The organism is Pseudoalteromonas sp. T1lg10, assembly GCF_002964545.1.
Classification (GTDB): Bacteria; Pseudomonadota; Gammaproteobacteria; order Enterobacterales; family Alteromonadaceae; genus Pseudoalteromonas.
This window is the reverse complement of record NZ_PQBV01000051.1, coordinates 385,088-399,959: the sequence shown is the minus strand read 5'-3', so window position 1 is coordinate 399,959 and position 14,872 is coordinate 385,088. Positions and strand designations below refer to the sequence as shown.

Genomic DNA, 14,872 nt, shown 5'->3' with positions numbered 1-14,872 from the left:
TTCAATATATTAAGATTGCCAAAGACAAGGAAGTAGCATGGGATCGAAAGGAACATCTCCAGCAGAAAGGCTTGTGATAATAATTACACGGCTAAATGATGGGGAAGCTTTATCAAAAAAGGAGTTAGCTGAAGAATTTAATGTCGACTTGCGCACTATACAGCGAGACGTTAATGAAAAGCTCGCATTTTTGCCACTTATTCATAACAATAGTTATTTCCGACTAGAGCCATCAGCCCTTGGCAGGTTATCTCCTGTAGATATTCGTAACTTCTCTGAATTAACTGGTGTTGGTAAACTTTTTCCAAACCTAGACACTAAATTTGTAACTAAGTTACTGTCCCAAGTTTATGACAATCCGTTTACAGTAAAAGGTTATCACTATGAGGCAACCGACCTTGTAAGGCCCAACCTGGAAAAGCTTGAGGCTATCATTCGGACTTACAAGACTGTTCATTTCACCTATAAAGATAAGCAATACAGGCATGTTAAGCCATATCGATTAGTTAATAGCAAAGGTATATGGTACTTAGCGGCTGTAGATAAAGACACACTTAAAGCTTTTCACTTGCTCGATATGAAGCATATATTTGAGCAAGAAGAAACGTTTGAACCAAACGAAGTGGTGCTTACTGAAATTGAAGAAGAAGATGGTATTTTTTTCAATGCAAAGAAGTTTGAAGTTGTTGTAAAAGTATCGAAAGACATTGCCGAATACTTTCTAAGGCGCAGCCTTTTCCCCAACCAACGAATTATTGAAGAACTAGAAACCGGAGAGTTACTTGTTTCTTCTAGAGTCGCAACTGACAAACAAATACTGCCGCTTATTAGATACTGGATACCTGAAATTGAAGTGATTTCACCAGATGGAATTAAACATGATTTACTTGAAGAGCTTAATAACTACCTTTCGAGAGTAGCTCTATAAATATGTAAACTAAAAGGAGTATTCATGTTTAAGTTCATAAATTCTATACAGTTAACCTTATTGATTATCCTTCTATCACAAAAGCAACAATAGCAAATTATGATCGGCTTATTATTTATTTTTGGAATAACTACTTAATGGATATAGACAATATAGAAAACTTAATGAATGGTCATTTAGCATCATCAGAAGAAAAGAAAGACACAACACCTTTGTTATCATCAGGTAAATCTAATCGTTACCTTGAAGATGCAGATTCAGGGTTGGAGCTATGTGCCAGATTAGTTGCAAAACCAGATTTAAGAACACCGAGTGATCAAATTTTAGAAGATATAGATAAGTTAATTAATCAGAAGTTTCTATCGCACACAGAACAGGGTGAAAATACTAGCGGTGCAAGCGCTTATGCCCGACTTCTTGAGTGGTTTGATTTGCTCAAAGAAGCAGTATCTTTCCCTCAGTTGCAACAGAGTCATACTGTTGCTGTCGGTGGTTCTTTTAGTGCGGGTAAAACACGATTTCTTAATACAGTTTTAGGTTGCCCATCACTTCTACCTGTCGACACCACTCCAACAACATCCATCCCTACTTTTTTATTTAAAGGCGTTTCAAATCGAATTGATGCTTTGAACTTTTACGGTAAGAAAACTGAAATAAATGAAGATGCGATCAAAGCGATCTGTCATGCTTTCAATAAAAAGTATCAAGTGACCTTCAGCCATATTCTGCAAATGATTGCGGTTGAACGAGAAAGTTTTAATTACGCCAACCTTATCTTCTTGGATACGCCAGGATACAGCAAATCAGATAATCAACAGAAAATTGATGAAAATATCGCTCGCCAACATTTAAGAGTAGCGGATTATCTTATCTGGCTTGTTGACAGCCAAAACGGAACTGTACCTCAACAAGATATAGACTTTCTTCAAAGCTTAGAGCTAGACCAGCCTGTGTTAGTTGTGATGAGCAAAGCCGATAAAAAACTTGAGTCCGAAGTGAAGAGCATTATCAAGGTAGCAAAAGCTGATCTCGAAAATGCAGAAATTGGTTACCTTGATGTCATTGGCTACTCAGCGGTTGAAGATTCAGAAATTTCAAAACATGGTGGACGCCTTAAAAAGTTTTTAACTCAAGTAAATCGTGGTAGTGATGGTTCAACATTAAAGTGGCAACTTTCAAAAATCTTTGATGAGTATCACCGAGAATATTTGGCAACCCAGCAAACACTCAAGCTAACCGTCGGTACATTAAACGAGCTGATCTTTGATGAAAAATTGACGGGTGATAAGAAGAAGCACCTGACTGATTTCCATAAGAAAGTTAAAGCTCAGTTAGATACCTTGCAGCGTCATAAACGAGATTCTGAAAAAATTCATGCTCAGATAGAAGACTTGCTGAAGGATGTTTGTGAATCGAAAAAAATTAAGCTGTCCGATATCCCAAGTCTTGTCCAGCTTAACGCGATGAGAAAGAAATCTGACTCAGCACAGAGCGCAGCATTCAAGTTCGACGCACTTCTACAAGGTGATCAAAGCGCATTATCGCATCTAGCAAATCTTGATAGCTTAGAAGGGCAGGTCACGAAGATAAGTGCCTTAGGTTTATCTATCAAACTCGATAAAGCACCAAATCTAGAAATTATGATCATGAAAAATGTGATCACGAAAACAGCACCATCACTTAAGTTTGATCAATTTTATGTCTCGCAAGAAGTGAAAGTGCAGATCATTAGTAACAAAAAAGCATCAGTATCAGTCACTTTCGATTAATAGGTTAAATAATGAGTAAATTAGGTATTGTCTTCTCTGGTGGAGGCGGTAAAGGCGCTTATGAAGTTGGTGCTTGGAAAGCACTTCACGAGTTTGGTCTAGATAAAAACGTTGAAGCCGTGGCTGGTACTTCGGTGGGTGGTTTGAATGGCGCTCTATTCGTACAAGGCGATGTGGAAGCGGCAGAGAAACTATGGCGTGGTATCTCTAAAGACCAAATAATGTCTTTAAACAAAGATAACCTTGCGAGAAAGGCTGCAACTTATGCGAGTACCCTGTTTACACCATCATTGGCGGCTAGAGCGGTTTTAGCTACCACAGGGTTGAGCCAATCACAGGGCTTGTTTAATCAAAGCGGTTTAAAATACTTAATTGAAAAAAGTGGTGCTTGTGATGATGTTAGCCAAAGTCAGATCCCGTTCCACGTTTGCGCATTGAACTCTAGTACTCGAAAGCTTGAATACCCAGACCTAACAGATAAAACACCAACAAGTATAGCTCAGTGGCTGCTGGCATCAGCAGCCATTCCTATTGTATTTGATGGCATTGAAATTGATGGGACGACATATTTTGATGGTGGGGTTTTACCTGGTGAGTATAGTGATAATACCCCTTACAAAGTGTTGATTGAGCAGCATCACTGTACACACATCATCAACCTATATTTGGAGAGAGATCCGCAGTTATCTCAAACAGTAAAACAATACCCTAATGTTCGTTTTTGGAACATTGTACCAACAAGAGAATTTGATGGATTAATTGCGCCTCTCAACTTTACACCTGAAAATGCAGGTAAGTTGATAGATGAAGGTTATGAAGATGTGAAGCGCATCTTAGAGCAGTTTAAAGACTTCCAAGATACTGAAGAGCAGTTTGTTGCTATTGTCGATAAGCTCGCTGATGATGAAAAAAATTTCGATCATAGCGTCAATCTAAACCAGCAAATAAGAAACGGTCAGTTTGAAAGTTACGAGAGCCTTCAAAAAGTAACTCAACAAGTTGCGATGGAAATTGATGCTCAAGAACAAGCATGTATTGATAGCAGCATCGATACATTAATAGCAGAGATGAAAGATAACTCTACTGAGTTACTCAATGAGGCTTTTTCAGCCATTACGACACTTGCTTCAACTGAAGGGGCGATCAATGCACAGTTAGAGCAGAGCAGATTCGGACGTGTTATTGGTAATCTGACAGGTAGTAATAATGAACGACAAGCAGAAGTTAATCATGGATTAAACAGAGCTATCTATGCTAACCAACGATTGATTCAAAAACTTAATCAGAAAAATAAGTTAACACTAGAAGTTGTTGCCTCGCTATCGAACAAAACCAATTACCTAATGAATCATGTCAATGTGTTACATGGCAGCATTAAGATGACAGAGCATCGACTGAATCGCTCGTTGGCGCTTATGAAAAACGGTTTTGAAGTTTTGGAAGCGGAGCTTTCTCAACAAATATCGCATGTTTCACAAAGAGTTGATGCTTTAGAAAGAAACCAAATTATTAATAACTGGTTCCATGACGCTATTGCTAATGGCTTCGCTACAAATGCCTATCAGTCTTTACTTGATCTCACGAGCAGTTTTTACCTAACTTCAGGTAGAACATGGGGAAATAATGAGTTAGCTCGTTATGTAAATGCATTGAAATTTTTGGAAATTGATAAAGAAGAGTTAGTGCCAGCTTCTCTTATCTGGGAGTCCAATGGAGGTAAGTTCGTAGACCGTATTGATGCTCAGTACATTTTGCCTATAGCGAGCCAAAAGGAGAATGACTTTCCTCTATTGAAAGGCATTCAAATGGCAACAGAGGTATCGAGTGAACGAGATATCATTAGTGAGCTAGAGTCCGATCTTGGTTTGAATTTATTTACACCACGCCCTGCTAAAGAGCTAGGTTTAGAGCTTCTTCACGCAATGCGTCAGAATGATCGCAGACCAGTTACACTCAACCTAACATCTGAGGAGACTCCGTTACTAACAAGTGGTTCGGCAGCTTCTCAGGTCCAATCACAATGGTTATCAGTGATCGCTGAGTTTAACGAAATTAATAGCCAGCACCTGAACGATGAAAGCATAAAAGAGCAGTTAGAGTTTATTACCTCTCGGGTTAACAACTATAAAGTGGTTATTCCGATCATCGGTAAGTTCTCAGCAGGTAAGAGTTCATTACTTAATAGCTACTTAGGTAAAGGTTACTTAAAGGTAAATATTGCGCCAGAAACCGCAGTCGCAACCGAACTGACTTACGGTGAGGTGGAACAGTTTACGGTTCATTATGTTGATGATACTGAACCAGTAATTTACTCATTGAATGCCTTACAAGACTTTCAACCTAATGAACAAGTAGCTTACCTTACCGTAGAGCTTAATAACCAACGCTTAAAGAATAGAAGAGACGTAGTTCTAGTCGATATGCCTGGATTTGATGCTCGTAATAAAGCTCACCAAAAAGCCATTGCCACATACCTAGAGCGTGGAGATTACTTTGTTACTTTATTTCCAGCGGATATTCCGTTCGATAATACGGTAGTAGAACGCCTTGAAGAGATTTACTACGATCACAGTAAAGATATTGGCTGCTTAATTTCGAAATCAGCCCGTAAGTCTGAAGTTGAATTGGCAAAAAGCATTGAGCAAGTTAAGCAAACGCTGAATGAAAGAATGCAAGACCACTTTGAAGTAACGAGTATCGAAACACAGGACAAACAGCTATATACAATCAAAGGCTTCGAAGTGATGATTGATAATGCTGCAAGTCAGTTTGATGGTTTGTTAAAGCATCGCTATCAACCAACACTATCAGCTTTGATTACGAGCATTGAAGTAGCTTTAAAAGCGAAAAATTCATATACATCTAACACTGCCGTTGAAATTGAAAATAAGATCGATGGACTGGAGCAAAGATTCAATCAGGAGAAGCAACACCTTGAACAGGTGCTAACGGAGCTTGAGTATAACCTTTGTAGTGTCGGCAGAGAGCAACTTACCGCTAAAGTTAGTTCAGTATTATCAAATAGTATCCAGCGCCTAGTGAGTGCTGCGAAAAGTAATACCTTGTCAGACTCGATGGCGACTATTGTGCGCCCTGTGGTGCAGTTAGAATTAGATGACCTTATTCAAAAAGAGCTAGCACGTTTTGAGCGTAAGTTGGAAAACCATGACAGTGTTTCTGTCGGTGGAATCAGTGTTCACCTCGAAATCCCACCTCAAGAAAAAGAAAAGTTTTCATTAAGCTCAGGAACAATTGCAGGTGCGATTAGCTTAGTGGTGCTAGGTACAGTTGCAGGCATTGTCGTTGGTATTCTAGGTGGTCTGCTGGGTAAGAAAAAAGACAATGAAGCAGAGCGAGACTTTCAGATTGAGCAGCAAATTCGTGGTCAAGTCATTCCTGAAGCGACAAGTCAAATTATGGATACCGTAGCTGACCATCTAGCTCGTGTTGTTAGAAACTTCAGCCAGCAACTTAACATTACTCTTGAGCAAAAGAAGCAAGCACACAACGAACAGCTTGTTGAATTACAAAAGCAACATAAAGAACAATCAGACACATTCGAAGAGATGAAGAAACAGCTAACGCAGGCGCTAGCTGTAATGTCTACTTTAAAGCAACGTATTGACAACGATTAACTAGGAATCAGTTATGCTAGATATTTTAGACGTAATTAATGAAGCAACAAAAGAAGCTAACTCTTTTGAAAATCATGCAGCAAAGGATCTGACGCTGGAAGAACGGCTGCTATATCTACAAGGCTTAGCGCTTGTAATGAATGCCGATGGTGAGATCCATGCAGAAGAGAAAGAGTACATTCGTATCTTGATCAAATCTTTTGAAATGGACGAATCAATCTTAGAGAGCTTTGTTGAGTTTGCGCAACGTCCAGACAAAGATACAGTTCAAGCCTTCTTCCGTACCTTTAGGCGTAGACCGATTGCTCAATTATTCCTGTTTGACGCACTGATGATGACTCGCAGAGATGATTCTGTTGATGAGCGTGAAAAGTCGGTAGTTGATAAGATTGCTGAACAATTAGAGGTCCTCAAGGGTACATATCAAGATATATTTGAATTATTTTGTCATTTAAAAAATAAAGATTGGGATGAAAGTTCGGTATTTTTCTCAAGTCATCTTTTAAATCCAAATCATTCAAACACCTGCTTGATTACTATGAAGTCGACTTTGATGATTTGATGATTAGAACGAATGAAATTAGAAAAGATAAGTTAATTAGAATAGTTACTGACAGGTTGAATTTTGTTTTTTCTGATACTATAAAAATTGAACTTAAAACCGATATAATAATCCCGATGCTACAACAAATGTTAGATAGGGGAGAGCTTAGAGTATCAAATGATACGGTGTTATTTTCTGATGGAAGCTCATTAAAGCTTGAAGGTGAAGGTATAAAATATGATCTTGAGGGTAAATTTTTTCATTCTTCTGTTAGTACTTTAATTACAGCGTCAATATTAAATTCCAAGTTTTTGGAATTGTTGGATATAAATAAAAATGAGGACTATAAAAGATTATTTTCCAATGTATTAGATAAGGTTTCATTCGGTGAAGTAAATATGGAAGACTCAAGAGTTTTAGAGTTGAGTAGACCAATAAACAATGAAGAATTTGTAGTATTTGATGGTAAGTTATGGATCTGCAATGAAGGCCGCTATGGATTTCATGAATCTGAATGTTTATATAGCCTAAATGATAACTTCAATAATTGCGAAGGTCTTGATGAAATAAGATTGGATTATAATATTGATGATTGTGACAATCGAGGTTATTTAAGAAAAATATATTTATAACTAAAATTATACCTTTGTGATCTTTCGATACAGTTCGCAAAGATATTAATGTCATATTTTAAATAATTCCAAACTAATTATGAATATTCTTAATTCAATAAAAGAAGCGGCAAAAGAAAGCAATGCATTTGAAAACCACGCTGCGAAAGACTTACCACTTGAAGATAAGCTACTTTACCTTCAAGGTTTAGCCTTAGTTATGAATGCTGATGGTGAAATACATAGAGAAGAGAAGGACTACCTTCTCATCCTTATCAAGTCTTTTGACTTAGATGAATCGCTCCTAGAAAGCTGTATTGATTTTGCTAACCAGCCAGATAAAAGCACCATTCAAAGTGTTTTAAAGTGCTTCAAGCGTAAACCTATCGCTCAGCTATTATTGTTTGATGCTTTGATGATGAGTTATCGTGACGGTGATATATCAGAGCAAGAAAAAGAAGTAATTGACGAGCTTGCTTTTCAATTTGAAGTCGCTAAAGGTATCTATCATGATATCTTTGACCTCTTTTGCTATATCAAAAATAGAAACTGGCAAGATGCTGCATTATACTTCTCCATTCACCTTTTAAATCCTGATTATTTTGGTCATATATTTAAATTCTACGATCTTTCTCTAGATGAAATATCAGAAGCAAGCAAGCCTCTAAGATAAAAATCCTAGTTAGTATTAAAAATAAACTAGATGATGGAATAAGTAATGAGGTTATTCTTCCTTTTTTACAAGCGAAGATAGATAAAAAAGAAGCAAGTGTAAGAGATGGAACTTTCATACTTCCCGATTTAGATGAATTTAAACTAAGTACGATCAATATTAACTTTGATAAGTTAAGTGAGACCCTTCATATTGACTCCTCACTTTTAATAAAACAAAACCCAATCGTTAAATATTTCATAAATAGTATTGGCTTGACAGATAGTGACCGTTATAAGCTTGATGGCGGTACTCAAAAAATTATCATCTCAAAGCTAGGTAAAAACAATCGAGTTTTGGACTTATGTTCAAATTTTGAGGAAGGCTGTCTAATAGATATAAATGGTACGTTATGGTCTTAAAAGAAAGGGCGGGGCTATAACAATATAATGGGTGATAAATATATTATATCCAACACTAAAACCAATTTTAACCAGTTAGCTAGAGTTAAAGAGTTACAACTACACCACTCTTTGACTGGTAAATCTAGCGCTGGAAGCGCTAGTAAAATTTTATAAGTAGTTTGTATGAATAAAAATAAAATAAACGAAATTTACTCCAAGTATGAGCCTCATACTGGAGTGATTGATGAGAAAATCTTAGGCGATATTAGTCTTCTTAGGGATACATTTGAGACTGACATTGAGAATGCGAAGCAGGAAAACCGAGTCTTACGCATCGGTATTGTTGGTCAAATCAAACGTGGTAAATCATCGTTTCTAAACAGTTTACTTTTCGATGGTAAATCGGTTCTCCCTAAAGCCGCGACACCAATGACAGCAGCCCTTACCAAGATTAGCTACTCTGAACAGCCGTCAGCAACGGTAGAGTTTTATAGTAAGAAAGAGTGGAATAAAGTACTTGAACAAGCTCGTAAAGTGGAGCAAGAAGAAATACTCTATCAAGCACAGCTCAATGAGTTTCAAGCATCAAAAACGTCAGGATTAAGACGAGAAAGAGGCGTTAGACCACCTCAAAAACCAATTTATCCTGAAGAATCTAAGGCGTGTTTCGAACTGTACCAGATGGTGCAACGTTCAGGGTTGAACGTTGATGAGTACCTTGATAAAGAACATGTGATTGAAGGGACTGGTTCTAATGAGACTCTAATCTCTGACCTGACACCGTTCGTTGGTGCAGATGGCGAGTTTACTCCAATTGTTAAAAGCTCATCATTAGCCTTAAATCTTCCTGGGCTTAAAGATATCGAGGTTGTTGATACACCAGGGATGAATGACCCAATTGTATCAAGAGGTAGACGAACGCAGGAGTTTTTAGGGCAATGTGACGTTATCTTCCTACTAAGCTATTGCGGTCAGTTCTTGGATAGCCAAGATATGGCGCTGCTAGCACAAAATATCCCGAATAAGGGTATCGAAGAGATCATTTTAGTTGGCTCCTTATTCGATAGTGCGTTGTTAGATGAATACAGTAACTACGATTCTATTCAACAAGCTTTGCCTTCTCTTACCACTAGTTTAAATGATCAAGCTCAGTCAGAAGTGAATGCTGTTTGTCGTCAGGATGAGTTGAACCATGGTGGTCAGTCACATCTGATGCAAACCTTACAAAACGCTTTACCTCCTATTTTTGTATCCTCTCGATGTTACGATTTAGCGAAGAAAGGGGACGATCTAAGTGAAGAAGAGCAACACACACTTAACCGCCTGAACCAAATGTTTGATGGCTTTACCTTTACGCCACAAATTTTGGAAGCAGTAGCTAACTTCAAAAAAGTGCACTCTAAGCTGGAGTCAGTTCGAGAAAATAAAGATAAAATCATGGCGGAGCGTCTTGATAATCTTCTAAAAGGGGCGGAGCGTGATTTACTACAAAAGCTAACGGCTATTTCTGATGATATTACTCTTAAGCGAAATAATCTCCAGCAAGGCGATTTAGCTGAAGCAGAAAAGAAACAGAAAGAGTTGGCAGAGCGCATTAATGCGGGCAAATCAAAAGTGAGTATGGTTTTCGATAAATATCGAGTGCAGATCGAAAAGGAGCTTCATAAGGCAGAGCAAAGCATCAAACAGAATTCTCTTTCAGTTAAACGCATTAACTCTCAAACAGGTAGTCGTGAAGAATCGTATACGACTTACTCTGAGGTAAGTGACTCTAGTTGGTATAATCCATTTAGTTGGGGTAGAACTAGGAATGTGTCATCTACAAACTACCGTACAGTTAACTACACCTATGCTAATGTTCAAGATGCGGTACAAAAGCTAGAAGATTTTGTGATTGAAACAAGTGACAGACTTTATCAGTCAAGTTCTCAAGCCATCAATATCAACCAGTTCCGTGAAGATATCAAACAGGCAGTTAGAGGCTTATTTGACTTTTCAGACCCAGATTTCGATCCTGAAATGATATTGCTACCGTTAAGTAACTCTGTTGACCGAATTACAATTCCAACGATTAGCTTAGACCTAGACCATCATATTAACTCCATTAGACAACAGTTTTCTGTAACCGAAGTCGAGGGTGATGAGATCCAACAACTAAGAGCTGAGCAGGCTAGAATAGTAGGTATTTTGCTAACGGAAATCACTCAAGAAGTGAGTAAATGTGGTTCAGATATGCTTGGTAAAATCTCCAGAGAAGAGCAAGAATTTCTTCCTACACTGATTGGGGATTTGGAAAGTAGCATTGAACAACTTCGAGCAGACTTAGAGAATAAAGAGCAAGCACTAAAAGAGTACAGCAACGTTCTTGAAATGGTAGAGGAAGATATACGTCAGTTGTAATGGAGGGGAAAGTGCTAGATATTGCCGGCAAGCTAGCCTTCAGTACCGTGTGCAAATACTGAAGGCTAAAATGTAGAGGGCGTTCAGAATTCTGTGTCAGCTAACTTTGGCTAGAGATCTAAGACATCACCCAAGCGCCCATCGAAGTGAATCGCCAGTTGAGAGAATGTCATATTCCAGTTCTGGATTGGCATTGTCCATTTCTTAGAAGCATTCAATATCCCAGCAAAACCATTAGCAAGACACCCATCTTAAAACCATTAGTAAGACACCCACCTTAAAACCATTAGCAGGACACCCACCTTAAAGGTTATTTTAGAGTGGGTGTCCTGGTTATTCTTCTGGTACGATGAGATAAAGTAACTCAACGGGCCGAATTATGACCGATCTTCAGCAGCAGTCGCTTCTTGTTGACCTTAATGCCGCGCAGCAATTGCATCTTCGTTATATCGCCAAGGCCGATGCCACGGGGCCGGCGGTGTTTTTTATGCATGGCGCCGTTGAAAACGGTAAGATTTTTTATACCCACAGTAATAAGGGGCTGGCGCCTTTTTTAGCGCGTTTAGGTTATCGTTGCTATGTGGCCGATTTGGCTGGAAGAGGTGAGAGTAAACCGGCCATAGCCCGAGGTGCCGCCTATGGTCAAACCGAGGCCATCTGTGCTGAGATCCCCGCTTTTATTGAAAAGATTATCGCCCATAGCGGCGAGTTTCCTCGCTTTTGGGTTGCGCATTCCTGGGGCGGGGTGCTTTTTAACAGTGCCTTTGCCCGTTTCCCTGAATATATAGACAAGGTGAGCGCTTGTGCTTATTTTGGCTCAAAGCGCTCGCTCTACAATCGTCATCTGGGGAAGTTTATCAAGGGTAATTTAATCTGGTATTGGCTGGCGCCTAAGTATGCGCAAAAGCACGGTTATTTGCCGGCGCGTCAGCTAAAGTGGGGCAGTGATAACGAAACCATCAAGTCGCACTATCAGAGTATGCAGTGGGCCAAGGTGTTGCCTTGGGTCGACAGTGATGATGGCTTTGATTATGGTGCAGCGCTGCGCCATAAAAGTTTACCGCCGATTTTGCATATTGCCGGGGTCAAGGATAAATCCCTGGCTCAGCCCATAGATATCAAGAAGTTTATGCAGGAGTCAGGGGTTGGGCTGCAGGAGCTAAAAATCTATGGTCGCAGCCATGGTCATCACCATGATTATGGTCATATCGATATGCTTACTCACCCGCAGGCTGTGCGGGATCAGTTTCAGGATGTGCAGGCCTGGTTTGCTCGCCACGCTTAAAACAGCCTAGAAACGCCAGTTCATAATGCTTATAGGCAAGGTTGGCGCCCAGATGAAGCGGTTGTCGCACCTGAGCCCGACTTAAACCTGTGACCGCCTTGTTACTTTTATGATAGTCGAGGCTCTGCTCGGTGTAGACAATATCCAGCCAGTTACAAAGCTTACGCAGTGCTTGCTCCGGCTTGTCGGTCAACTGCTCATAATGCTGGGTATAAATACTATTGTCAGCGTTTTGGTGCCAATGCTGCATCAAGCTGTCATAGCCTTGGTAATAGTCTTGCAGCATATCCATATCGCAGCAAAAAGCCTTATTGGTATCTAAGTAGTGAGTAAATACCGACCAAGCCATGGGATAAAAACTGCGTCGCATATCAATAAATAAGGCATTAGGAAACAGTGCTTTAATAGCACCTATGGCCTCAAAGTTAGCCGCTAGTCTATTAATTATATATTGATGTCCCAGCTGCTGCTTGGCGACTTCGTCGGCATACATTTGCCTGAGTTTTGAGCGCATCTCGCCATTTATATCGGCCATACAGTCGGGGAAGGTTTGCCCTGTAACCTTGCTTAAATGAGTCATCAGCTTGGCATTAAAAATATCGCTGTCACCCAAGCTTGCCACCTTGGGATGCTGGCACAGCATTTGTTCTAACAGGGTAGAGCCGCATCTGGGCATGCCGACGATAAACACAGGGGTAAAGCTGGCCTTAAGCCCATCGTGCAGAGAAGCAATAAACTTGGCGTTAAACAAGGTCTTAATCTTATCAATATGGGTATTAAAAGCCGTAGCGCTAAAGGCTGGGCAAAGCTTGGCCTGTAACTTGTTGGCGAGGCGATAATGGGCGAAAGCCTGATTTTTATCGCCCAATCCATGGTAGCTTTTACCAAGGGCATAGTGGGCGACCACCTTGGCGTGCTTATTTTGCGTGCCTCTGAGCAAGGTGTGCAGGTGGGCGATTTGCGCACTGTCGATGGTTTTGGGGCCAAGATAAGCAAGCTCGTAATAAAGGTACAGGCTGACATTATGATCAGGACATGCCAAGCCGCGCACTAGGCTTTGCTTCGCTTGCTCGATGAAGCCATACACTAATTGATGCTGGGCCAATCGATAAAAGACCTCGCCATTGTGCGGGGCAATCTGACAACAGTGTTCGAGGATATCCTGGGCATAGTGTGGTTTTTGTAGGGCGTCAAAAGCATCGGCCAGGGCAAACAGGGGATCAAGCACCTTGGGCAGACGTTGACAGGCTTTTTGCAGCAGGTACACCGCCTCGGGGTATTTTTCTAAGCGCATGGCGATACGACCTAAACCAAACAAGGCTTCTCCCTGATTGGGGTTGGCTTCTAATAGCGACTTAAAATGAAACTCCGCTTGTTTTAATTTGTTTTCGCTAAGCAATTTGTTGGCGCGCGCGAGTACATTCATGTTTTTTTGCAAGGCGATAAGACTAACTTCAACATAACGTCCGATGCTTGCGAGCGCAAGCATAAAAGATCCAGCTGTTATGGCGTGGTTAAGGTGAGCATGTTTTGGCGTCTGCTTTGGCCGATATAAGCCGTCCTTATCTCGCTGGTGCAGAAGTCGGGCGCTAGTGAAATGCGTCTAAGTATGTGACAATGCGCAATCAGATCCCTAATTCAAGACAGTATGCGAATCTATCGTTCGTTCCATCGCGCTCCATTACGGGTGCTTATGATTTCACGGCGCCGACAAAAACTAAAACTCCGCCGCGCCATGGTCACGCTTAAGTGGGCGCTTGCCCAAGAGCGGCAAGAAACAAGGGAAATGCTCGATATATATAAGCGCTACACCAAGGGACAGGCGTCTAAACAAGACTTACAGGTAGCCAATAAACAGTTTATTGATATCCTCAAAGGCCTCGGCCTTGGGGTATTTGCCGTGCTGCCGTTTGCGCCCATTACCATTCCTTTGGTGGTCAAAATTGCTCATATGGTGGGGGTCGATATCCTGCCCAGCTCCTTTAGTAACCCCAAACCACCTAAAACCAAAGTGGTGGATAAGCCAAAAGAGGATTAAATCTGGGCTCGTTTTGAGTTAGCTACAGGCGAATTCGGCAATCGGTTTATACACCAGCCCCTGATCGTCCCGAGTCGAGTGATACAGGGTGAAATGATCAATATCCATCTGCAATGGTGGCATGGGGCGCTCCACCTTAGGGGGCGTTTTAAGGTTACGTGCCAGAGTAACATGAGGGTGATAACGGCTATGTTGGTCGTGAATTTGATGTTGCCCGGCCAAGGCTCGTAGCTCTGCGGCTAAGGTCAGCAAGTGTGGTTCGGGAGCGCTTGGGCGCAGATGGAATAAGCCATTGTGCGGCCAATAATCATGCTCATCCAAGGTCAGAGAAAAGCGCGGCACCACCAGTTTACGGGCGTCATTAATGAGCTGCTGCGCCTGCTCTTGTTCAACCTGGCCGAGAAACATCAGGGTTAAATGCCAGTTACGGCATTGGGTTGGCGCCTTGCTTAAGGTGGCATGGCGGCTTAACCACTGCTTGATATGTTGCTTCTGCTCGGCGCTCAGCCCCAAGGCAAAAAACAGTCGACGTGCTTGCTCGCAAGGTCCCATGGTTTGGCTATATCATTTACTTTTTTAACTTGATATCCTGCTTATTATCAGTAA

Annotated in this window: 11 protein-coding genes and 1 pseudogene; 9 read left to right on the top strand and 3 right to left on the bottom strand. The window is 40.7% G+C overall.

Annotated elements, in window-relative coordinates; genetic code table 11:
- Positions 1-37 precede the first annotated feature (37 nt).
- From C2M17_RS15055 to C2M17_RS15025, 7 genes are all read left to right on the top strand, one after another.
- Positions 38-928, top strand: coding sequence for a helix-turn-helix transcriptional regulator (locus C2M17_RS15055; RefSeq protein WP_105201534.1), 891 nt, complete (start codon positions 38-40; stop codon positions 926-928).
- A 137-nt stretch (positions 929-1,065) separates the two neighbouring features.
- Entirely contained in the window at positions 1,066-2,697 is a 1,632-nt protein-coding gene (locus C2M17_RS15050) for a dynamin family protein (RefSeq protein ID WP_105201533.1), read from the top strand.
- A gap of 11 nt (positions 2,698-2,708) precedes the next feature.
- Positions 2,709-6,332: a patatin-like phospholipase family protein gene (locus C2M17_RS15045; RefSeq protein ID WP_105201532.1), complete on the top strand. Its 3,624-nt coding sequence runs from the start codon at positions 2,709-2,711 to the stop codon at positions 6,330-6,332.
- 13 nt (positions 6,333-6,345) lie between these two features.
- Complete coding sequence (locus C2M17_RS15040; protein ID WP_105201531.1) at positions 6,346-6,894, top strand: tellurite resistance TerB family protein; 549 nt, start codon at positions 6,346-6,348, stop codon at positions 6,892-6,894.
- Entirely contained in the window at positions 6,894-7,508 is a 615-nt protein-coding gene (locus tag C2M17_RS15035) for a hypothetical protein (RefSeq protein ID WP_105201530.1), read from the top strand. The genes C2M17_RS15040 and C2M17_RS15035 overlap by 1 nt, the downstream gene beginning before the upstream one ends.
- Before the next feature lie 79 nt (positions 7,509-7,587).
- Positions 7,588-8,160, top strand: a complete 573-nt coding sequence (locus C2M17_RS15030) for a TerB family tellurite resistance protein (RefSeq protein ID WP_105201529.1) — start codon at positions 7,588-7,590, stop codon at positions 8,158-8,160.
- A gap of 566 nt (positions 8,161-8,726) precedes the next feature.
- Positions 8,727-10,943 carry a dynamin family protein gene (locus tag C2M17_RS15025; protein ID WP_105201528.1) on the top strand — a complete coding sequence of 739 codons (2,217 nt, stop codon included), beginning with the start codon at positions 8,727-8,729 and terminating at the stop codon, positions 10,941-10,943.
- Positions 10,944-11,053: 110 nt separating this feature from the next.
- On the opposite strand, the pseudogene C2M17_RS15020 reads toward C2M17_RS15025, so the two are convergent.
- Positions 11,054-11,173: pseudogene (locus C2M17_RS15020) on the bottom strand (IS256 family transposase); the annotation flags it as partial.
- A 149-nt stretch (positions 11,174-11,322) separates the two neighbouring features.
- On the opposite strand from C2M17_RS15020, the gene C2M17_RS15015 reads away from it, so the two are divergent.
- The gene (locus C2M17_RS15015; RefSeq protein WP_105201527.1) at positions 11,323-12,228 is read left to right on the top strand and encodes an alpha/beta fold hydrolase; all 906 of its coding nucleotides are present in this window, start codon (positions 11,323-11,325) and stop codon (positions 12,226-12,228) included.
- Here the strand turns inward: C2M17_RS15015 and C2M17_RS15010 are convergent.
- Positions 12,161-13,654 (bottom strand): tetratricopeptide repeat-containing sulfotransferase family protein, encoded by a 1,494-nt coding sequence (locus tag C2M17_RS15010; protein WP_158684045.1) that lies wholly within the window; start codon positions 13,652-13,654, stop codon positions 12,161-12,163. The two genes, C2M17_RS15015 and C2M17_RS15010, sit on opposite strands and share 68 nt — an antisense overlap.
- Before the next feature lie 222 nt (positions 13,655-13,876).
- Between C2M17_RS15010 and C2M17_RS15005 the strand changes: the two genes are divergently transcribed.
- Positions 13,877-14,266: a hypothetical protein gene (locus tag C2M17_RS15005; protein ID WP_105201525.1), complete on the top strand. Its 390-nt coding sequence runs from the start codon at positions 13,877-13,879 to the stop codon at positions 14,264-14,266.
- 18 nt (positions 14,267-14,284) lie between these two features.
- Here C2M17_RS15005 and thpR read toward each other — a convergent pair whose 3' ends face one another.
- Positions 14,285-14,818, bottom strand: coding sequence for an RNA 2',3'-cyclic phosphodiesterase (gene thpR, locus C2M17_RS15000; RefSeq protein WP_105201524.1), 534 nt, complete (start codon positions 14,816-14,818; stop codon positions 14,285-14,287).
- Positions 14,819-14,872 lie beyond the last annotated feature (54 nt).